This window comes from Methylobacterium longum (genome assembly GCF_022179385.1).
Classification (GTDB): Bacteria; Pseudomonadota; Alphaproteobacteria; order Rhizobiales; family Beijerinckiaceae; genus Methylobacterium; species Methylobacterium longum.
Genome location: NZ_BPQS01000001.1, coordinates 353,888 through 373,806 on the forward strand (window position 1 = coordinate 353,888; position 19,919 = coordinate 373,806).

The 19,919-nt window shown below is 71.0% G+C and carries 18 protein-coding genes; 13 read left to right on the plus strand and 5 right to left on the minus strand.

Going from position 1 to position 19,919, the window contains the following annotated elements; all coding sequences use genetic code 11:
• Nucleotides 1-238: 238 nt before the first annotated feature.
• The 5 genes from MFF58_RS01575 (at nucleotide 239) to denD (ending at nucleotide 5,914) form a co-directional block, all read left to right on the plus strand.
• The gene (locus tag MFF58_RS01575; protein WP_238284794.1) at nucleotides 239-1,561 is read left to right on the plus strand and encodes an MFS transporter; all 1,323 of its coding nucleotides are present in this window, start codon (nucleotides 239-241) and stop codon (nucleotides 1,559-1,561) included.
• Nucleotides 1,562-1,738: 177 nt separating this feature from the next.
• Nucleotides 1,739-2,653, plus strand: a complete 915-nt coding sequence (ltnD, locus tag MFF58_RS01580; protein ID WP_238284795.1) for an L-threonate dehydrogenase — start codon at nucleotides 1,739-1,741, stop codon at nucleotides 2,651-2,653.
• Between the two features lie 198 nt (nucleotides 2,654-2,851).
• Nucleotides 2,852-3,637 (plus strand): 2-oxo-tetronate isomerase, encoded by a 786-nt coding sequence (otnI, locus tag MFF58_RS01585; protein WP_238284796.1) that lies wholly within the window; start codon nucleotides 2,852-2,854, stop codon nucleotides 3,635-3,637.
• Nucleotides 3,634-4,908 carry a 3-oxo-tetronate kinase gene (gene otnK, locus MFF58_RS01590; RefSeq protein WP_238284797.1) on the plus strand — a complete coding sequence of 425 codons (1,275 nt, stop codon included), beginning with the start codon at nucleotides 3,634-3,636 and terminating at the stop codon, nucleotides 4,906-4,908. The genes otnI and otnK overlap by 4 nt, the downstream gene beginning before the upstream one ends.
• Before the next feature lie 28 nt (nucleotides 4,909-4,936).
• The gene (gene denD / locus MFF58_RS01595) at nucleotides 4,937-5,914 is read left to right on the plus strand and encodes a D-erythronate dehydrogenase (RefSeq protein ID WP_238284798.1); all 978 of its coding nucleotides are present in this window, start codon (nucleotides 4,937-4,939) and stop codon (nucleotides 5,912-5,914) included.
• Between the two features lie 412 nt (nucleotides 5,915-6,326).
• Here the strand turns inward: denD and MFF58_RS01600 are convergent, their stop codons facing one another.
• Entirely contained in the window at nucleotides 6,327-6,563 is a 237-nt protein-coding gene (locus MFF58_RS01600) for a type II toxin-antitoxin system VapB family antitoxin (protein ID WP_238284799.1), read from the minus strand.
• 84 nt (nucleotides 6,564-6,647) lie between these two features.
• On the opposite strand from MFF58_RS01600, the gene recQ reads away from it, so the two are divergent.
• The 6 genes from recQ to grxD all read left to right on the plus strand — a co-directional run bounded on the left by recQ (nucleotide 6,648) and on the right by grxD (nucleotide 13,405).
• On the plus strand, nucleotides 6,648-8,489 hold the full coding sequence (gene recQ, locus MFF58_RS01605) for a DNA helicase RecQ (RefSeq protein ID WP_238284800.1): 1,842 nt from the start codon (nucleotides 6,648-6,650) through the stop codon (nucleotides 8,487-8,489).
• A 191-nt stretch (nucleotides 8,490-8,680) separates the two neighbouring features.
• Complete coding sequence (locus tag MFF58_RS01610) at nucleotides 8,681-9,835, plus strand: hydrolase (RefSeq protein ID WP_238284801.1); 1,155 nt, start codon at nucleotides 8,681-8,683, stop codon at nucleotides 9,833-9,835.
• 181 nt (nucleotides 9,836-10,016) lie between these two features.
• The gene (purL, locus tag MFF58_RS01615; protein WP_238284805.1) at nucleotides 10,017-12,242 is read left to right on the plus strand and encodes a phosphoribosylformylglycinamidine synthase subunit PurL; all 2,226 of its coding nucleotides are present in this window, start codon (nucleotides 10,017-10,019) and stop codon (nucleotides 12,240-12,242) included.
• Nucleotides 12,243-12,269: 27 nt separating this feature from the next.
• The gene (locus tag MFF58_RS01620; RefSeq protein ID WP_043383516.1) at nucleotides 12,270-12,506 is read left to right on the plus strand and encodes a BolA family protein; all 237 of its coding nucleotides are present in this window, start codon (nucleotides 12,270-12,272) and stop codon (nucleotides 12,504-12,506) included.
• A gap of 23 nt (nucleotides 12,507-12,529) precedes the next feature.
• Nucleotides 12,530-13,024 carry a DUF29 domain-containing protein gene (locus MFF58_RS01625; RefSeq protein WP_279603398.1) on the plus strand — a complete coding sequence of 165 codons (495 nt, stop codon included), beginning with the start codon at nucleotides 12,530-12,532 and terminating at the stop codon, nucleotides 13,022-13,024.
• Nucleotides 13,025-13,066: 42 nt separating this feature from the next.
• Nucleotides 13,067-13,405: a Grx4 family monothiol glutaredoxin gene (gene grxD, locus MFF58_RS01630; protein ID WP_010685583.1), complete on the plus strand. Its 339-nt coding sequence runs from the start codon at nucleotides 13,067-13,069 to the stop codon at nucleotides 13,403-13,405.
• A gap of 73 nt (nucleotides 13,406-13,478) precedes the next feature.
• Here grxD and MFF58_RS01635 read toward each other — a convergent pair whose 3' ends face one another.
• Nucleotides 13,479-14,135 (minus strand): class I SAM-dependent methyltransferase, encoded by a 657-nt coding sequence (locus tag MFF58_RS01635; protein WP_238284807.1) that lies wholly within the window; start codon nucleotides 14,133-14,135, stop codon nucleotides 13,479-13,481.
• 99 nt (nucleotides 14,136-14,234) lie between these two features.
• Between MFF58_RS01635 and rlmN the strand changes: the two genes are divergently transcribed.
• Nucleotides 14,235-15,509, plus strand: coding sequence for a dual-specificity RNA methyltransferase RlmN (rlmN, locus tag MFF58_RS01640; RefSeq protein WP_238284811.1), 1,275 nt, complete (start codon nucleotides 14,235-14,237; stop codon nucleotides 15,507-15,509).
• A 93-nt stretch (nucleotides 15,510-15,602) separates the two neighbouring features.
• On the opposite strand, the gene glyS is transcribed toward rlmN, so the two are convergent.
• The 3 genes from glyS to MFF58_RS01655 form a co-directional block, all read right to left on the minus strand.
• Nucleotides 15,603-17,702: a glycine--tRNA ligase subunit beta gene (gene glyS, locus MFF58_RS01645; protein WP_238284812.1), complete on the minus strand. Its 2,100-nt coding sequence runs from the start codon at nucleotides 17,700-17,702 to the stop codon at nucleotides 15,603-15,605.
• A 52-nt stretch (nucleotides 17,703-17,754) separates the two neighbouring features.
• Complete coding sequence (locus tag MFF58_RS01650) at nucleotides 17,755-18,198, minus strand: DUF3828 domain-containing protein (RefSeq protein WP_238284813.1); 444 nt, start codon at nucleotides 18,196-18,198, stop codon at nucleotides 17,755-17,757.
• 149 nt (nucleotides 18,199-18,347) lie between these two features.
• Nucleotides 18,348-19,256 carry a glycine--tRNA ligase subunit alpha gene (locus tag MFF58_RS01655; RefSeq protein ID WP_238284815.1) on the minus strand — a complete coding sequence of 303 codons (909 nt, stop codon included), beginning with the start codon at nucleotides 19,254-19,256 and terminating at the stop codon, nucleotides 18,348-18,350.
• A gap of 192 nt (nucleotides 19,257-19,448) precedes the next feature.
• On the opposite strand from MFF58_RS01655, the gene MFF58_RS01660 reads away from it, so the two are divergent.
• Nucleotides 19,449-19,907, plus strand: a complete 459-nt coding sequence (locus tag MFF58_RS01660; protein WP_238284816.1) for a GNAT family N-acetyltransferase — start codon at nucleotides 19,449-19,451, stop codon at nucleotides 19,905-19,907.
• Nucleotides 19,908-19,919 lie beyond the last annotated feature (12 nt).

Genomic DNA, 19,919 nt, shown 5'->3' on the forward strand with positions numbered 1-19,919 from the left:
GCCGCGCGATCCCGGGAGGACGCCTTCGAGGCCTCCGCTGGGCTTTGGCACCTCGGGGTGAGGGGAGGGATGGGACGACCGTCCTCGGCGATCCGCCAGCCGACATAGCCGCCTGCATTATCGCGCACAACCGCATTGGCAGCGCTGCCAAAAGGAGATATGGCACCGGTCAGCGCCGCCCGACGAGCGGCGAAGACCATCGTCCGGCGACCGCACGGTCCGGATCAGGGAGTACGCCATGCCGGTCCGAGCCGCCCCGCTGGGGGGCGCCACCCAACAAGCAGACGAGAAGACCTTCGACGACCGCACCTACGCGAAGGTCTTCTGGCGCCTCGTGCCGTTCCTGATGCTCTGCTACGTCGTGGCGTATCTCGACCGGGTGAATGTCGGCTTCGCCAAGCTCCAGATGTCGCAGGAGCTGAAATTCTCCGAGACGGTCTACGGGCTGGGCGCCGGTATCTTCTTCCTCGGCTACTTCCTGTTCGAGGTACCCTCGAACGTGATCCTGCACCGGGTCGGCGCCCGGGTCTGGATCGCCCGGATCATGATCACCTGGGGGATGATCTCGGGGGCGTTCCTGTTCGTGAACTCCGAGTGGAGCTTCTACGGGATGCGCTTCCTGCTCGGTCTCGCCGAGGCCGGCTTCTACCCGGGGGTGATCCTCTACACGACCTCGTGGTTCCCGGCCCATCGCCGGGCCAAGGTGATCGCGGTGTTCATGGCGGCGATCCCGATCTCCGGCATCTTCGGCAACCCGCTCTCGGGCTGGATCATGGACGCGCTCAACGGCGCCCACGGCCTGTCCGGCTGGCAATGGATGTTCCTGATCGAGGCGGTGCCGGCGGTGCTGATCGGCGTCGCGGTGTTCCTCTACCTCGACAACCGCCCCGCCGAGGCGAAGTGGCTCACCGACGCCGAGAAGCAGCTCTTGGAGCGCGACATCGCCGCCGACAACCACGGCAAGGAATCGAGCCCGCACTCCATCGCCACCGTGTTCCGCAACGGCCGCGTGTGGTTCATGAGCCTGATCTACTTCGCCTTCGTCACCGGCCAGTACGGGCTGACCTTCTGGATGCCGACCATCGTCAAGGCATCGGGCGTGCAGGGCAACTTCAACATCGGGCTGATCAGCGCCATCCCGTTCGTCTGCGCGGCGATCGTGATGGTCCTCCTGGGCCTCTCCGCCGACCGGATGCGCGAGCGCCGCTGGCACCTCATCATCCCGGCCCTGCTCGGCGCCGTCGGCTTCGTGGTCTCGGCCAATGCGGGCTCGACCACGGTCGCGGTGGCGGCGCTCTCAGTGGCGGCGGCCGGCGTGCTGACCTGCTCGCCCCTGTTCTGGTCGCTGCCCACCGCCTTCCTGAGCGGAGCCGGCGCGGCGGCCGGCATCGCGCTGATCAACTCGGTGGGCAATCTGGCGGGCTTCGTCAGCCCCTACGTGATCGGGGCACTGCGCGACGCCACCGGCAGCACCGCCACCGGCATGTACGCGTTGGCGGTGATGCTGGTGGTCGGCTCGATCTGCGTGTTCGTGACGCCGGCCCGGATGGTCAATCGCTGAGGAGATGCTCCCCCTTCCCCCCGGGGAAGGGCCAGGGGCGGGGTGGCGCGGACGGCACCGCATCGCCCCATCCCGTACCACCCCACCTCTCACTCCTCCCCGCCAGGGGGAGGAGCGCGCGTCGCCCGCGGTGACGTCGCGTCGGCCATGCCGGCCTTGAAGCTCGTGAGGCATTCGATGACCACCGACACGCACATCCGCCGCGCCGCGGTGATCGGCCTGGGCTCCATGGGCTCCGGCATGGCCGGCTCGCTCCTGCGGGCCGGCTTCACGGTCGCCGCCTGCGACGTGAACCCGGACGCGGTGGCACGGTTCGAAGCCGCCGGCGGTCGCGGGGCCGCGAACCCCGCCGCCGCGGCGCAGGACGCCGACGTGGTGGTGAGCGTGGTGGTCAACGCCGCGCAGACCGAGGCGGTGCTGTTCGGCGCGAACGGCGCCGCCGCCGCGATGCCGGAGGGGGCCGTGTTCGTCTCTTCCGCCACCATGGATCCGGCCGTCGCCCGGGCGCTCGCGGCCCGGCTGGAGGCCACCGGCCGCCACTACCTCGACGCCCCGATGAGCGGAGGCGCCGCCCGCGCGGCGGATGGAGGGCTGACCTTCCTGGCCTCGGGCTCGGCGGCGGCCTTCGCGAGGGCCCGGCCCGCCCTCGATGCCATGGCGGGCACGCTCTACGAACTCGGCGACGCGGCCGGCCAGGGTGCGGCCTTCAAGATGATCAACCAGCTGCTCGCGGGCGTCCACATCGCCGCCGCCTGCGAGGCGATGAGCTTCGCGGCCAAGCAGGGCCTCGACCTGGCGCGCGTCTACGAGGTGATCACCAAGTCGGCCGGCAATTCGTGGATGTTCGAGAACCGAGTGCCGCACATCCTGGAGGCGGATTACGCTCCGAAGAGCGCGGTCGACATCTTCGTCAAGGACCTCGGCATCGTGCAGGACATGGCCCGGGCGGAGAAATACCCGGTCCCGGTGGCGGCGGCGGCGCTGCAAATGTTCCTGATGGCCTCCGGTGCCGGGATGGGCCGGGACGACGACGCCTCCGTGGCTCGGCTCTACGCGCAGGTCTCGGGGGCGAAGCTTCCGGGGACGAAGTGACCAGCGGCGATCCCCCCGCGCCCGCACCCTGAGGTGCCAGCGTCGGCAGGCTTTCGAGAAGGGGGCCGGGGACCGCGCGGCGGGCTGGCGGACTCCCGCGAGGCTGCGGCGCAGCACCTCGGGATGAGGGAATCGGGGATGACGGTTCGCTGAGCGGATCGGACGGGTGTCGAGAACCGGGCAGGGAGGCCCAAGAGAATGCCGCGCTTTGCCGCAAACCTGAGCCTGATGTTCAACGAGGTGCCGTTCCTCGACCGGTTCGAGGCCGCCGCCCGGGCCGGATTCGACGCCGTCGAATTCCTGTTTCCCTACGAGCATTCACCGGAGGCGGTCGGCGCGCGGCTCCGGGACAACGGCCTGACCCAGGCGCTGTTCAACCTGCCGCCAGGCGATTTCTCAATGGGCGAGCGCGGCTTAGCGGCGTTTCCTGAACGGTTCGACGAGCTGAAGGCCGGGGTCGACACGGCGTTGCGCTACGTCGAGGCGACCGGCGTCGGCCGGTTGCACCTGATGGCGGGCCTCGCCCCGCACGACGATCCCGGCGCCGTCGCGGCCTACCGCCGGGCTGTCACCTGGACGGCGGAGCGGCTGGCGCCCGCCGGCCTCGACCTCGTTCTGGAACCGATCAACGGCCGGAACATACCGGGCTATTTCCTCAACGATTTCGGCCGCGCCGCGGACCTGATCGAGGATCTCGGGCTGTCGAACCTGAAGCTGCAGTTCGATCTCTACCACTGCCAGATCCTGCACGGCGACGTGACCATGCGTCTGCGCGCCCTGATGCCGATCATCGGCCACGTCCAGACCGCGAGCGTGCCCGAGCGGCACGAACCCGGAACCGGCGAGGTGAACGACGTCTTCCTGTTCGACGAGCTGGATCGACTCGGCTACGCCGGCTTCGTCGGCTGCGAGTACATCCCGGCCGCCGACACCGTCTCGGGTCTCGGCTGGCTCGCCGCCTACAAGGGGAGAAGCGCCCGATGAGCCTCGCGCTGGGATGCGTTGCCGACGATTACACGGGCGCCTCGGACCTCGCCAACACGTTGACCAAGGCGGGCCTGCGCACGATCCAGACCATCGGCGTCCCGGAGGATGACCGCGCCCTGCCGGAGGCCGACGCGGTGGTGGTGGCGCTGAAGAGCCGCTCGATCCCCGCCGACCAGGCCGTGGCGCGCTCCCGCGAGGCCGAGGGCTGGCTGCGGGCGCGGGGCGCCGCCCACGTGATGTTCAAGGTCTGCTCGACCTTCGACTCCACGGAGGCCGGCAATATCGGCCCGGTCATGGACGCCCTGCGGGGGGATGCGGGCGAGGCCATCGCGCTCGTCACCCCGGCCTTCCCGGAGACGGGGCGCAGCGTCTACCAGGGCAACCTCTTCGTCGGCGCCGTGCCGCTGAACGAGAGCCCCCTCAAGGACCACCCGCTCAATCCGATGCGCGATGCCAACCTGGTGCGCGTGCTCGAGCGCCAGAGCGCGTATCCGGTCGGGCTCGTGGATACCGCCACGGTCGCCCGCGGCGCCGAGGCCGTCGCGGCCCGCCTCGAAGCCCTCGTGGCGGAAGGTAAGGGCGCCGCCATCGCGGACGCGATCTTCGACAGCGACCTCGCAGTGCTCGGCCGGGCGATCATCGAGCGGACATTCTCGGTGGGCGCGTCCGGGCTCGGACTCGGGCTCGCCCGGGCACTGGTTGCCGCGGGACGCGGCACCCGGGACGCGGCCGGAGCGGCGATCGGCGAGCCGGTGGGCGGATCCGCCGCCTGCCTCGCCGGCAGTTGCTCGCAGGCGACGCTCCAGCAGGTCGGCGCCGCCGAGGCGCTGATGCCGGTGCTCCGCCTCGATCCGGCGCGGCTCCTCGCCGGCGCCGACGTGGTGGGCGAGGCCCTGGCCTTCGCGGAGGAACGGCTTCCTTCCGGCCCGGTGCTGATCGCCTCCTCGGCGCCTCCCGAGGCGGTCCGGGCCCTCCAGGCCGCCCATGGGGTCGACGCCGCCGGCCACGCCATCGAGGCGGCGCTGGCCGCCATCGCCGAAGGCCTCGTCGCCCGCGGCGTGCGCCGGCTCGTGGTCGCCGGAGGCGAGACGTCCGGCGCAGTGGTCGACCGGCTGGGCCTCACCGCCTTCCTGCTCGGGCCGGAGATCGCCGCGGGCGTTCCGGTCCTGCGCACCGCCGGACGGCCCGAGCCGATGCTGCTCGCCCTGAAATCCGGCAATTTCGGCGGTCCGGACTTCTTCGGCCGCGCCCTCGACATGATGGCCTGACGCCGCACAACCCGACGGGAGGTTTTCCATGCATGCCCTGATTCTCGGCGCCGCCGGCATGATCGGCCGCCGCCTCGTGGACACCCTGGTGAAGGCGGGTCAGGTCGGCGGTCAGCCGCTGAGCGCCCTGACCCTGCTCGACGTGGTGCAGCCCGCCGCGCCCGGGGGCTTTTCCGGCCAGGTGCGGGCCGACGCGGCGGATCTCACCGCCCCCGGCGCCGCCGAGGCCGCCATCGCCGAACGGCCGGGCGTGATCTTCCACCTCGCCGCGGTGGTCTCGGGCGAGGCCGAGGCCGACCTGGAACTCGGCTACCGGGTCAATCTCGACGGCACGCGGCTGCTCCTCGACGCGATCCGCAAGGCCAACGCGGCGGACGGGTACCGGCCGAAGCTGATCTTCACCTCCTCGCTCGCGGTGTTCGGCCCCCCCTTCCCCAAGGTGATCCCGGACGACCACATCCTGCGTCCGGCCTCCTCGTACGGGGTGCAGAAGGCCATGGGCGAGCTGATGCTCGCCGACTACGCCCGGCGCGGCTTCCTCGACGGGATCGGCCTGCGCCTGCCGACCATCTGCGTGCGGCCCGGCAAGCCCAACAAGGCGGCCTCCGGCTTCTTCTCGGGCATCATCCGCGAGCCGCTGGCCGGCCAGGAGGCGATCCTGCCGGTGCCCGACACGGTGCGGCACTGGTTCGCCAGCCCCGACGCGGCGGTCGGCTTCTTGGTCCACGCGGCCGGGCTCGACCTCGCGGCGATCGGCCCGCGGATCAGCCTGACCATGCCGGGCGTCTCGGCGACGGTCGCCGAGGAGATCGAGGCCCTGCGCCGCGCGGCCGGCGACAGGGCCGTGGCGCTGATCCGGCGCGCCCCCGACGCCACCATCGCGCGGATCGTCGGCTCCTGGCCGGAGGCGTTCGAGCCGGAGGCGGCCCTGGGTCTGGGTTTCCGGGCGGATGACTCCTTCGACGCCATCGTGGCGCAGCACGTGGCCGAGTTCCACGGCGGCTGAAGCGTCAGGACCGGGCTGAGGGATGTCGGTCTGATGTCGGTCTGCGGACGGCCGTCGCCGACACCGCGCAGCGGGACGCCGTCGACTTGCGCGCCGGCCGAGGCGACGCGGTCGCCGAGGCGCAGGCCTGCGGGGGGCGGCCCGTGCCGTGGCCGGCATGGGCGGCGGTGGCGAGGTGCCTTTGCTGCCCGTGATCGGGGCCAGCGCACGTCCCTTGCGTCCAGGACGCTGTCCACGACGGATCCGGCCCTGTGTGGCTCGCTTCTCCGGCGTCGCGCAAGGGCGAGCACCGCCTCATGGACGGCGACACCGCGCGCGAGCCGCGCGGGTATCGCGCGCAGGCAATGCCGCAGATCCTCATGGCCCGGCTCCCGGAGCGGGATCGCCACGATGGCCCGGGCATCGACGGACGTCACGCGACGTTCGGGCCGTCGTCGAACGCCTCGTCGGCCTCGGGACCGGATTTCGGCGAGGAGGCGCGCGTCCTGAACCCGCCGATGCGCGCCGGGAGCGCATCGCTCCCGCGGTACTGGCGGTCCAGCGCGTTCGTTAGCGCGATCCGCGCCGCCTCGGCCTTGCTCACGCCGGCCCGCGATGCCAGCTTCTCGGCGCGGGGCTTCAGCTCTTCGCTGCGGATGTTGAGCGGCACGACCGCCTCCGTGTAGACGCGCGGGGGCTAGGGTCTCCATATCCGCGCCGCAGACTCGGTGCCGACACCCGATCAAGGATTCCGATGACCCGCCTCGACGAGGCCCGCGCCGCGCTCAAGAAGACCTTCGGCTATGAGGATTTCCGACCCGGCCAGGACGAGGTGATCGGTGCGGTGCTGGACGGCGCCGACGTGTTTGCCGTCATGCCCACGGGCTCGGGCAAGTCGATGACCTACCAGCTCCCGGCCTTGGTCGATCCGGGCCTCACGGTGGTGGTCTCCCCCCTGATCGCGCTGATGCACGATCAGGTGCAGCAGATGAAGAGCGTCGGCATCCAGGCCGCGACCCTCAACTCGTCGGTCGCGGAATCGGATTCGCGCGAGACGTGGCGCGCGTTGCGCTCGGGCGACCTGCGGCTCCTGTTCGTCTCCCCCGAACGCCTGCTCATGGAGGGCTGCATCGAGGCGCTGCGCGGGGCGGGCGTCCGGCGCCTGGCGGTCGATGAGGCGCACTGCGTCTCGCAATGGGGCCACGATTTCCGGCCCGAATATCGGGAGATCGCCCGGGCCCGGACGACGCTCGGCGACGTCCAGACCCTGGCGCTGACCGCCACCGCCGACGCCGCCACCCGGGCCGAGATCGCCGAGCGCCTGTTCCCGCAGGGGCGTCCGCCGAAGATCTTCGTCCATTCCTTCGACCGGCCGAACATCCGCCTGACCTTCCAGCCCAAGGACAATCCCGCCCGGCAGATCGAGCGGTTCCTGAAGCACCGGCGGGCGGAGAGCGGGATCATCTACTGCTCGTCGCGCAAGCGCACCGAGCAGCTCGCCGAGACCCTCAAGCGGGACGGGTTCGACGCGCTGCCCTACCATGCCGGCCTCGATCAGGGCACGCGGATGCGGAACCAGGATCGGTTCCTCCAGGAGGACGGCGTGGTGATGACCGCCACCATCGCGTTCGGCATGGGCATCAACAAGCCCGACGTGCGCTTCGTCTGCCACGCCGACATGCCCAACAACGTCGAGGGCTACTACCAGGAGATCGGCCGCGCCGGCCGCGACGGTCTGCCCGCCGACACGCTGACCCTCTACGGCCTCGACGACATGGCGCTGCGCCGCCGGCAGATCGACGAGAAGGAGATCTCCGACGAGCGCCGCCGGGTCGAGCGGCGCAAGCTCGAGGCGATGATCACCCTGTGCGAGGGGGCCAATTGCCGCCGCCAGTCGCTGCTCGCCTATTTCGGCGAGGCGAGCGGTCCCTGCGGCCGCTGCGACCTGTGCCGCGGCGGCGTGACCCTGGTGGACGGGACGGTCTCGGCCCAGAAGGCCCTCTCGGCCATCGTGCGCACCGGGCAGCGCTTCGGCGCGGCGTATATCTGCGACCTCGTCCACGGGAAGGAGAGCGAGCAGATCCGCCGCAACGGGCATGCCGGCCTCAAGACCTTCGGGGTCGGCGCCGACAAGCCGGTGGCGGCCTGGCGGGCGATCCTGCGCCAGCTCTTCGCCGCCGGGGCCATCGCCGAGAATGCCGACGGCTACGGCGGCCTGTCCATGACCGAGAAGGGCGAGGCGATCCTGTTCGGGCGGGAGCCGGTCCAGCTCCGCCCGGATCCGGAGCCGCGGACGGAGGCCCGCGAGCGCCGCCGTGCCGCCCCGCGCGAGGACGGCGAGATCGCCCTCTCCGAGGCGGACGAGGCCCTGTTCCAGCACCTGCGCGGCCTGCGCGCCACGCTGGCCCGGGCCGAGGGGATCGCCGCCTTCATGGTCTTTCCCGACCGGACGCTGATCGAGATGACCCGCCAGAAGCCCGTCGACCTCTGGGCCCTGCGCACGGTCCACGGGGTCGGCGAGCGCAAGCGCGAGGCCTACGGCGACAAGTTCGTGTCGGCCATCGCGGAGTTCCTGGCTCAGCCCCCGGCCCCCTGACGACGCAGGTTCGCACTGGCGCGCCGGGCCGGTTCGTGTAGGCAGGCGGCCCCCAACCCGCACCGATCGGATCGACCATTTCGACACCCGCACATCCCGCCGCGGCCCCCATCCAGGACGCCCCGCAGGTTCCGGCGGCCGAGCCGGACAGGACCGCGCCGTCGTCGCTGACCTCCCGGATCGTGTTCTACATGCCGGGTTTCGACCCGCGCGATCCCGAGACCTACTGGGGCCTGTTCCGCCGTGAGGCCCGGCTCACCGGGGCGCGGCGCGGGGCGGCGATCACGGTCGGCGATCCGGTCCGCTCGGCGGACGGGATCGAACTCACCTGGACGGCCGAGGCGCACGGCGTGTCGACGCGCTACGTCCTCCTGCGCTGGGAGGAGATTGTCCGGGCCCGCTTCCCGCAATCCGACTGGACGCGCCTGACGGGGGTCCCGGCGCTGCTCTGGCGATTGTGGCGGTCGGGCTACAAGGCGGATCTGCAGCGTGAGGGCTGGCGCTTCGCCACGGTGATCTTCTGCGTCCACTACATCTACATCGCCCTCGCGCTCCTCAGCCTTGCGGCGGCGGCGAGCCTGGCCGCCCTGGCCCCGTCCGCGCTGCAGCCCTGGTCGATCCTGGCGGTCCCGCCGCTGGCCTTCGCGTTCCTCGCCGTCCTGATGCGGGCGACCCGCGGCAAGCCGCTCTACGTGCCCCACCTCGTGGACGACACCGCCTTCACGCATGCCTATGCGGCGGGTGCGGCCCCCGAGATGCAGCCCCGCCTCGATGCCTTCGCGGCGCGCATCGGCGCGGCCGAGGGCGAGGCCGACGAGGTGGTCGTCGTCGGCCATTCCACGTCGAGCTTCCTCGGTATCGAGGTGCTGGACCGGGTGCTCGCCCGCGATCCCGGCTTCGGCCGTCGCGGCACGCCGGTCTCGTTCGTGAGCATCGGCAGCGTCATCCCCTGGCTCGGACTCGATCCGGCGGCGGTGGGGTTCCGCGACACCCTCGCGCGCTTCGCGCGGGCGGCGCAGATCGGCTGGCTCGACGTGCGCGCGCCCTGGGACTGGCTGTCGATCCACAAGCGGAATCCGCTCACCGCCTGCGGCCTCCCCGTGCCCGATGCCGGCCGGCCGGCCGAGCTCTGGGTCATGATCCACGACCTGATCACAGGCTCCGACGTGGGGCGGCGCCAGTGGAACCTGTTCCAGATGCATTTCCAGCTGCTCATGGCGAGCCAGAGCGCCACCGGGTTCGATTATCTCGACATGGTCACCGGGCCGGAACCGGTCCACACGCTGATCGCCCGGTGCCGGGCGCGCGTCAGGACCCGGGCGACCGCCGCCGAGGCGGGGATCTGATCGCCGACCCCCGCGTCGGCGGTGATCCCTCGCCCGCCGCCATCCGCAGACCGTCCCGACCTGGGATGTTGCCACCGTGGGCGCTTCCGCTCTAGAGCCGGGGCAGCCTGGATCCCCGCCCGGTTCGGGTTCGCCGCGGCCACGGCCTCCGGCACGGACCGCTCTCGCCGAGACCCTTCGCATGTTCCGCAACGACGTTCCGATCACCCCCGAACTCGTCGCCCAGCACGGCCTGACGCCGGACGAGTACGCGCGCTTCCGCGGCCTGATCGGGCGCGACCCGACGCTGACCGAACTCGGCATCGTCTCGGCGATGTGGAACGAGCACTGTTCCTACAAGTCCTCGCGCAAGCACCTGCGCGGTCTGCCGACCTCGGGCCCTCACGTGATCCAGGGGCCCGGCGAGAACGCGGGCGTCATCGACATCGGTGACGGTCTCGCCTGCGTCTTCAAGATGGAGAGCCACAACCACCCGAGCTACATCGAGCCCTACCAGGGCGCGGCGACGGGCGTCGGCGGCATCCTGCGCGACGTCTTCACGATGGGCGCCCGGCCGATCGCGGCGCTCAACGCCCTGCGCTTCGGCTCCCCCGACCACCCGCGCACGCGCAGCCTCGTCTCGGGGGTCGTGGCGGGCGTCGGCGGCTACGGCAATTCCTTCGGCGTGCCCACCGTCGGCGGCCTGACCGGCTTCCACAGGCGCTACGACGGCAACATCCTGGTCAACGCCATGGCGGTGGGCCTCGCCCGCACCGACGGCATCTTCTACGCGGCCGCCGCCGGCGTCGGGAACCCGATCGTCTATCTCGGCTCCAAGACCGGCCGTGACGGCATCCACGGCGCCACCATGGCGTCCGCCGAATTCGACGAGGCCTCGGAGTCGAAGCGGCCGACCGTGCAGGTCGGCGATCCCTTCGCCGAGAAGCTCCTGCTGGAGGCGTGCCTGGAGCTGATGGCCTCGGGCGCGGTGATCGCCATCCAGGACATGGGCGCGGCGGGGCTGACCTGCTCGGCGGTGGAGATGGGCGCCAAGGGCGACCTCGGCGTCGAGCTCGACATCGACAAGGTGCCGGCCCGCGAGGAGGGCATGACCCCCTACGAGATGATGCTCTCCGAGAGCCAGGAGCGCATGCTCATGGTGCTCAAGCCCGGCATGGAGGCGGAGGCGGAAGCCATCTTCGTGAAGTGGGGCCTCGATTTCGCGGTGATCGGCCGGACCACCGACACGCTCCGGTTCGTCATCAAGTGGCATGGCGAGACCGTGGCCGACCTGCCGATCAAGGAGCTGGGCGACGAGGCGCCGCTCTACGACCGGCCGCATCGCGCCAACACTCACCAGCCAGTGATCGCGGTCTCCGAGGTGCCGGCCCCGGCCTCGCTGACCGACGCGCTCAAGCGCCTCGTCGGCTCCGCGGACCTCGCCTCGAAGCGCTGGGTCTTCGAGCAGTACGACCACTTCATCCTGGGCAACACGGTCCAGAAACCCGGAGGCGACGCCGCCATCGTGCGGGTCGAGGACGGGCCGAAGGGCCTCGCGCTGACCTGCGACGTCACCCCGCGCTACTGCGAGGCCGACCCGGTCGAGGGGGGCCGCCAGGCCGTGGCCGAGGCGTGGCGCAACATCACCGCGGTGGGCGCGAAGCCACTCGCGATCACCGACAACCTGAACTTCGGCAATCCCGAGAAGCCCGAGGTGATGGGCCAGCTCGTCGGCTGCCTCCAGGGCATCGGCGAGGCCTGCCGGGCGCTGGACTTCCCGGTCGTGTCCGGCAACGTCTCGCTCTACAACGAGACCAACGGCGTCGGCATCCTGCCGACCCCGACCATCGGCGGCGTCGGCGTCCTCGACGACGTGGCGCGCCACGCGACCATCGCCCTCAAGCGCGAGGGCGACGTGCTGGTGCTGGTCGGGGCGGGCGAGGGCTGGCTCGGCCAGTCCGCCTACCTGTCGGTCATCGAGGGCCGCGAGGAGGGCGCGCCGCCTCCGGTCGACCTCGCCCTGGAGCGCCGCAACGGCGACTTCGTCCGCACCCTGATCCAGGCGGGCACCGTCGACACGGTCCACGACATCTCCGACGGCGGCCTCGCGGTGGCGCTCGCCGAGATGGCCATGGCGGGCGGCCTCGGCGCGGCGCTCCCGGAGGTCCCGGTGGACCTCGCCCCCCACGCCTACCTGTTCGGCGAGGATCAGGCCCGCTACCTGCTGGCGGTCGAGCCGGAGGCGGCCAGCGACCTCCTGTACAGCGCCTCGGCACAGGGTATCGCCGCGGCCGTGGTCGGCGTCACCGGCTCCGACCGTTTGACCCTGCCGGGTGGCGAGACCATACCGCTCGCCGAACTGACCGCGGCGCACGAGGGCTGGCTGCCCGCCTACATGGCCAGCCAGCCGGCCGCTCCGGCGTCCTGAGCCCCGTTTACCACAAGGAGTTTCCCGATGCCGATGGATGCGGGCGAGATCGAGCGCATGATCCGCGAGGCCCTGCCGGACGCGCAGGTGGAGATCCGCGACCTCGCCGGCGACGGCGACCATTACGCGGCCACCGTCCTGTCGGCGGCCTTCAAGGGGAAGAGCCGGGTAGCGCAGCACCAGATGGTCTACGGCGCTCTCCAGGGCCGGATGGGCGGCGTGCTCCACGCCCTTGCGCTGACCACGGGCGTCCCGCAGGATTGAGCCCTCTCGCGGCAGTTCTCCCTATGGATCGACCGAGTCTCTATGACGACGATATCGTGACCTGGGCCGAGGAACAGGCGGCGGCCCTGCGCGCGCTCGCTGAGCGGCCCGACCTGTCGAATGCGGTCGATTGGGAGAACGTTGCCGGGGAGATTGAGAGCGTGGGGCGTGCGCATCTGCGGGCCGTCGAAGGGCTGCTGATCCAGACGCTCGCCCACCTCCTCAAGCGCGCGTCCGCCCCGCTTGCGCCGGCAAGCTTGCATTGGCGGGCAGAGATCGCGACATTCCAGATCACGGCCTGGAATGCCTACGAATCGTCGATGCGGCAGAGGTTAAACTGGCCCAGGATCTGGACATCCGCGGTCACAGCCGCGGAGGCCGGTCTTGGTGCCCTTGGGAACCAGCTTCTTCCGGGATTGCCGGATTCGTGCCCGATCGTGCCTGAGGATCTTCTTAACGACCGCTTTGATGTCGATCATGCACTCCGCGTGATCGCTGCCTCGGTTGCGCGCCGCTGATCGAGACAGCACATACGAGACCGAACAGCTGAGGACAGAACGATGACCGACGCCAACACGACCATCCAGAACGAGATCGCCTCCCAGGACGTGGTGGTGTTCATGAAGGGCACGCCGCAGATGCCGCAATGCGGCTTCTCCGGTCAGGTGGTGCAGATCCTTAACTACCTCGGCGTGCCGTTCAAGGGCGTGAACGTGCTGGCCGACCAGGAGATCCGCGAGGGCATCAAGGCCTTCTCGAACTGGCCGACGATCCCGCAGATCTACGTGAAGGGCGAGTTCGTCGGCGGCTGCGACATCACCCGCGAGATGTTCCAGTCGGGCGAGCTGCAGACGTTCCTGTCCGAGAAGGGCGTGCCGGTGAAGACCGCCGCCGCCTGATCCTTTCAGGATTGACCGGACGGATCGGGGCGCCTGCGGGCGCCCTTTTTCGTGTTCGAGGTCGGGGGCCGGATCAGCGCGGCTCCCGCGCCACGAAGAGGGCGACGCAGCCGACGACCGTGATCTCCACCGACCGAAACCGCTGGTCCAGCGCCGCCCGCAGGGCCGGCAGGGTGTCGGCGGCGTTCGAGAACACCCCCTTCCGGTTATAGACCCGCATCAGCGCCCGCGCCGCGGCACCGAGCGGGACGCCGCCCGCCAGGATCGTGGCGCCGAACACCACGCCGTCGCCGGCCAGGCACGGACGCACCGCGTCGAAGGCTCTCGCCTTCGCGGCGATGTCCCCCGGCAGGCAGTGCAGCAGGTAGGTCATCCCGATCGAGTCGAACGGCGCGATGCCGGTCACCGGGGCGCCGAGCACGTCGACCCGGTAGGTCTCGGGCCGGTGGCGCGCGATGCGGCGGGCCGCGAAGGCGAGGCTGTCGGCGTTGAGGTCCATCAGGCCGATGCGCGGCGCAGGCGTGGGGAAGCGGCACCGGTCGAGGTACCAGCCGGTCCCGACCCCGACATCGAGATGCGCGAGGCCCACGTGCCGGTCGTAGAGGTCCAGGATCCGCGCCGTGGGGCAGCGCCAGATCAGGGGGTTCGACAGGCGCAGCACGACGAGGTCGTAGACCTGCAGCGTCCGCGGCGTGTAGATCGCCTGCCCGGCTCGGGTGTCGGTCGCCATGGCTCTCCGTCGGCCCCCCTGTGGGCGGCGCGCATTCGCCTTCGCCGCCGCGATCGCCTATACCAGACCCTTTCCAATCGTATGGATCGTTTGAACGCCATGGCGACGCCGTCGCTCGACAGCGCCCGCGCGGCCGATGCCGCGATCGAGAAGGCGCCGGATCTCCTCCCCGAGGCCCTGCCCGGCCGGCGCCCGTCGCTGGTCGGCCTGACCCGCGACGCCCTCAAGGCACAGCTCATCGGGATGGGCGTGCCGGAGCGCGAGAGCCGGATGCGCGCCGGCCAGCTCTGGCACTGGGTCAACTTCCGCGGGGCGACCGACTTCGCCGAGATGACCAATGTCGGCAAGGCGTTGAAGGCGCAGCTCGCCGAGCACTTCACCCTGGAGCGGCCCGAGGTGGCCAGCCGGCAGGTCTCCCGCGACGGCACCCGGAAGTGGCTCCTGCGGATGGCCCCGACCAACCGCCAGGAGCACAACCGCGGCGCCGAGATCGAGTGCGTCTACATCCCCGGGCCGGACCGGGGCACGCTGTGCGTGTCGAGCCAAGTCGGCTGCACGCTCACCTGCTCGTTCTGCCACACCGGCACGCAGCGCCTCGTGCGCAATCTCTCGGCCCCCGAGATCGTGCAGCAGCTCGTCACGGCGCGCGACGAACTCGGCGACTGGCCCGGCCAGATGCCGAGCCGCGACGCGGGTGGCTCCGGCGAGGTCGGCCGGCTGGTGACCAACATCGTGTTCATGGGCATGGGTGAGCCCCTCTACAATCTCGACGCGGTGGTGGATGCCGTGGGCGTGATGTCGGACCAGGAGGGGCTGGGCCTGTCCAAGCGGCGGATCACGGTCTCCACCTCCGGGGTCGTGCCGCAGATCCCCCGGCTCGGCGAGCAGGCCAACGCCATGCTGGCGGTCTCGCTCCACGCCGTGCGGGACGAGCTGCGCGACGAGCTGGTGCCGCTCAATCGGAAATACCCAATCGCCGAGTTGCTCGCCGCCTGCCGGGCCTATCCGGGCTTGAGCAACGCCCGCCGGATTACCTTCGAGTACGTGATGCTGAAGGGCGTCAACGATTCGGACGCGGACGCCCGCGAGCTGGTGCGCCTGCTCAAGGGCATCCCGGCCAAGATCAACTTGATCCCGTTCAACCCCTGGCCGGGCAGCCGCTACGAGTGCTCCGACTGGGACCGGATCGAGCACTTCTCCGAGATCGTGTTCAACGCCGGCTACGCCTCGCCCGTGCGCACGCCCCGCGGCCGGGACATCCTGGCGGCCTGCGGGCAGCTCAAGAGCGAGACCGAGAAGCTGCGCGCCCGCGCCCGGATGATGCAGGAGGAGGGCATCGGCGTGGAGGGTTTCTACGCCGGCGCGGACGATTGAGGACCCGCCCGGCGCCGCAGACCCGACCCCGTCAGGGCGGACCGCGACGGAGCTGCGCGGATGCGGTGGCGAATGGTGCGGCGCGGGTGCGCCTCACCCCTCGATCTTCGCGAACTCCGCCACCTCCCGCGTCGCGGCCCGGAGGGCGTTGAGCAGCAGCAGGCGATTCTCGCGCAGGCCCGGATCGGGGGCGTTGACGGTGACGTCCTGGAAGAACGCGTCCACCGGCGCCCGCAGGGTCGAGAGCGCCTGCATGGCCCCGGCGAAATCCTCCCGTGCGACGGCCGCCGAAGCCGTCTCCCGCGCCCAGCCCAGGGCCTCGGCGAGGGCCCGCTCGGCCGGCTCGCCCGCGGCGGCGAGGCCTGCATCCGGCGCGGCATCGTAGGCGCGGCCGTCCTTCTTCTCCTCGATCCGCAGGATGTTGGCCGCGCGCTTGTAGCCCGCGAGCAGATTCCTCCCGTCCTCGGTGTCGAGGAACGTCTGCAGAGCCTCGACACGGCGAACGACCATCAGCAGGTCGTCCTGGCCCGGCAGGGCGAAGACGGCGTCGATCAGGTCGTGGCGGGCGCCCTGGTCGCGGAGATAGACCTTCAGGCGGTCGGCGAAGAAGGCGAGGAGGTCCTTCGCATCCGCGCCACCCCGCCCGGCGAGCCCCCGATCCGCCGCGCCGACCTGCTCCAGCAGGCGGAGGCGCAGCGAACGGTCGAGGACCAGCCGGATCACGCCCAGCGCCGCTCGTCGCAGCGCATACGGGTCCTTGCTCCCCGTCGGCTTCTCGCCGATGGCCCAGAACCCGACCAGCGTATCGAGCTTGTCGGCCAGTGCCACCGCGATCGAGACCGGGTCACTCGGCACCCGGTCGGAGGGGCCGAGCGGCTTGTAGTGCTCCTCGATGGCCGCGCAGACGCTGTCGTGCTCCCCTTGGAGCGCCGCATACTTGCGCCCCATCAGCCCCTGGAGTTCGGGGAACTCGCCGACCATCTCGGTGACGAGGTCGGCCTTGGCGAGCCGCGCGGCACGCGCGGCGAGCGCCGGGTCGGCCCCCAGCAGCGGCGCCAGATCCTGCGCCATTGCGCCGATGCGGGCGATCCGCTCGCCCTGCGTGCCGAGCTTCTCGTGGAAGACGATGGCGTCGAGCTTGGGCAGACGGTCTTCCAAGGGCACCGCCCGGTCCGTATCCCAGAAGAACTTCGCGTCCGACAGGCGGGCGCGGACCACCCGCTCGTTGCCGGCGGTGATCGCTTGCCCGCCATCCGAGGCCACGAGGTTCGAGACCAGGATGAAGGCCGGCGCCAAATCCTCCAAACCGCTTTTCCGCAGCACGAAGCATTTCTGGTTCGCCCGGATCGTCGCGCGGATCGCCTCGGCGGGGATGTCGAGGAAGGCTTCGTCGAACGAGCCCATCAGCACCACCGGCCATTCCACGAGGCCCGACACCTCGTCGAGCAGGCCCTCGTCCTCCACGAGGTCGAGGCCGCGGGCGAAGGCGAGGTCGCGGGCGTCGTGCAGGATCACGTCCTTGCGCCGCTCGGGGTCGAGGATGACCTTCGCGCGCTCTAGGGCCTGGATGTAGTCGTCGAACCGGCGCACCTCGATCGCCTCGGGCGCCAGGAACCGATGCCCGTAGGTCACCGTGCCGGCCGCGATCCCGCTCACCGAGAACGGCACCACCTCCGGCGTCTCGGTCTCCGGCCCGAAGGTGGCGACGATGGATTGCAGCGGCCGCACCCAGCGCAAGCTGCCGGGCTCCGCCGAGGCCGCACCCCAGCGCATGGATTTCGGCCAGGGGAAGGTCCGGACGATCTCGGGCAGGAGTTCGGCCAGCACGTCGAGGGTCTCGCGGCCGGGACGCTCGATCACCGCGAGGTAGAACGCACCCTTCTTCGGATCGGTGACGGTCCCCGCCTGGTCCAGGCTCGTCAGGCCGGCGCCCTTCAGGAACCCCTGGACGGCCGCCTCGGGGGCGCCGACCCGCGGGCCCCGGCGCTCCTCCCGGACGGCCTCGCCGCGGGCGGGCAGGCCGGCGATGTGCAGCGCCAGCCGGCGGGGCGTCGAGAACGCCTTGGCGCCCTCGTACAGGAAGCCGCGCTCCACCAGGGCGTCGGTGACGAGCTTCTTGAGATCCTCCGCCGCGCGCCGCTGCATGCGGGCGGGGATCTCTTCCGAGCGGAGTTCGAGCAGGAGGTCGGGCATGGCGCGGCCATATCGCCGCGCCGCAGGCCTGTCGAGGGCTATGGCGCCGGGGTCAGTGCGCCTCGCCCTTCAGGATGGCCGAGAGCTGCCACTTGCGGTCGCCGATCGCATGGGCGTCGGACACCTTCCAGTTCCCGTCCTCGCGCACGAGATCGTAGACCACGGCGTTCGCGCCGTTCCCGCCCTTGCGCTCCACGGTGACCTTCGCCTGATCCTTGCCCTCGGTGGCCTCCCTGAAGGTGAGGTTCTTCACCGTGTCGGGCTTCAGGGGCTCACCGTTGAGGCGGTAATCGAAATCGAGGTTGCCGGTGGCGCCGTTGGCCTGCTTGGCGTCGGCGTCGAACAGGCTCTGCAGACGCTTCGTGTAGACGGCGGAGTGCTTCGGGTGTGGCTCGGCATAGAGTTTCTTGACCACGGCCTCCGGGCCGGGATCGGCCGCCAGCGCGGGCGCGAGGGCGAGCCCGAGGGCGCCGAAAGTCAAAAGAATCTTCTTCATCTTACTTGTCCCGCGTCTGCGGACGCGCCGGAGCGCGCCGGTTGGCGGGGGTTGCAACGCGCGAGGGCGCCAGGGGCTCCGCCAACCAGCATCCCGCGAAGGCGAGCCGGCGGGCTGCGCCGCCTTGTTCGGGCTTGTTCGGGAGGGCCTCACGCCCCCCCGGCCGCCGTCCGCAGCCACGCCGCCCCGCAGGCCTTGGCCAGTTCCCGGACGCGCAGGATGTAGCTCTGCCGCTCCGTCACCGAGATCACCCCGCGCGCGTCGAGCAGGTTGAAGACATGGCTCGCCTTGATGCACTGGTCGTAGGCCGGCTGCGCCATGCGGTGGCGCGCGCCGTCCGAGTCGGGCGCGCCCGCGTCGAGGTAGGACCGGCAGGCCGCCTCCGCGTCGGTGAACTGGCGGAACAGCATGGCGGTGTCGGCCGCCTCGAAATTGTGGCGGGAATATTCCTGCTCGGCCTGCAGGAACACGTCCCCGTAGGTGATCCGGTCCGGCCCCTCGGCGCCGTTGAAGTCGAGGTCGTAGACGTTCTCGACCCCCTGGACATACATGGCCAGCCGTTCCAGCCCGTAGGTCAATTCGCCCGCCACCGGCGCGCACTCGAAGCCCGCGACCTGCTGGAAATAGGTGAACTGCGAGACCTCCATCCCGTCGCACCAGCATTCCCAGCCGAGCCCCCAGGCGCCCAGGGTCGGGCTCTCCCAATCGTCCTCGACGAAGCGGATGTCGTGCAGCTTCAGATCGACGCCGATCGCGTCGAGCGAGGCGAGGTAGAGTTCCTGCAGGTTCGGCGGGTTCGGCTTCAGGATCACCTGGAACTGGTAATAGTGCTGCAGCCGGTTGGGGTTCTCCCCGTAGCGGCCGTCCTTGGGCCGGCGCGAGGGCTGGACGTAGGCCGCCTTCCAGGGCTTCGGCCCGAGCGCCCGCAGGGTCGTGGCCGGATGGAAGGTCCCGGCGCCGACCTCCATGTCGTAGGGCTGGAGGATCGCGCAGCCCTGCGCGGCCCAGAACTCCTGAAGCGTCAGGATCAGACCCTGGAAGGATTTTGTCTGGGACATGGGATTCGAAGGCTCGGACTCGCGCGGCGGGTCGGGCCGCTGGCGGGTCGGTTTAGGTGCGGGGGGGCGGGGGTGCAAGGCGCAGATGTCCGGCGGCGGCATCCCGGCGAAGGCGATCAAGGCGGCGCGCCCGGGTTGCGCATCCGGGGCGGATGGTGGTCCCATCCCGGGGGACGGCGCCCGGAGGGAACCATGGACAGCGACACGGCCGGCATCGCGATTCGCCCGATCGGCCCCGGCGACCGCGAGGCGTGGCTCCCGCTCTGGCGGGGCTACCAGGCCTTCTACAGGGTCGACCTCTCGGCGGCGGTCACCGACACGACCTGGGCCCGCCTCAACGACCCGGCCGAGCCGGTCGACGGCGCCCTGGCCTGGCGGGACGCCGAGGCCTTGGGGCTCGTCCACCACATCCGCCATCGCTCGGCCTGGACGGTCGGCGATTACTGCTACCTTCAGGACCTGTTCGTGGCGGACGGGACCCGCGGTCTCGGGATCGGGCGGCGGCTGATCGAGCACGTCTACGCGGCGGCCCAGGCGGCCGGCTGTTCCCGCGTCCACTGGCTGACGCACGAGACGAATGCCGACGCGATGCAGCTCTACGACCGGATCGCGGAGAAATCGGGCTTCGTGCAGTACCGCAGGAACTTCTGAGCCCCGGCGTCC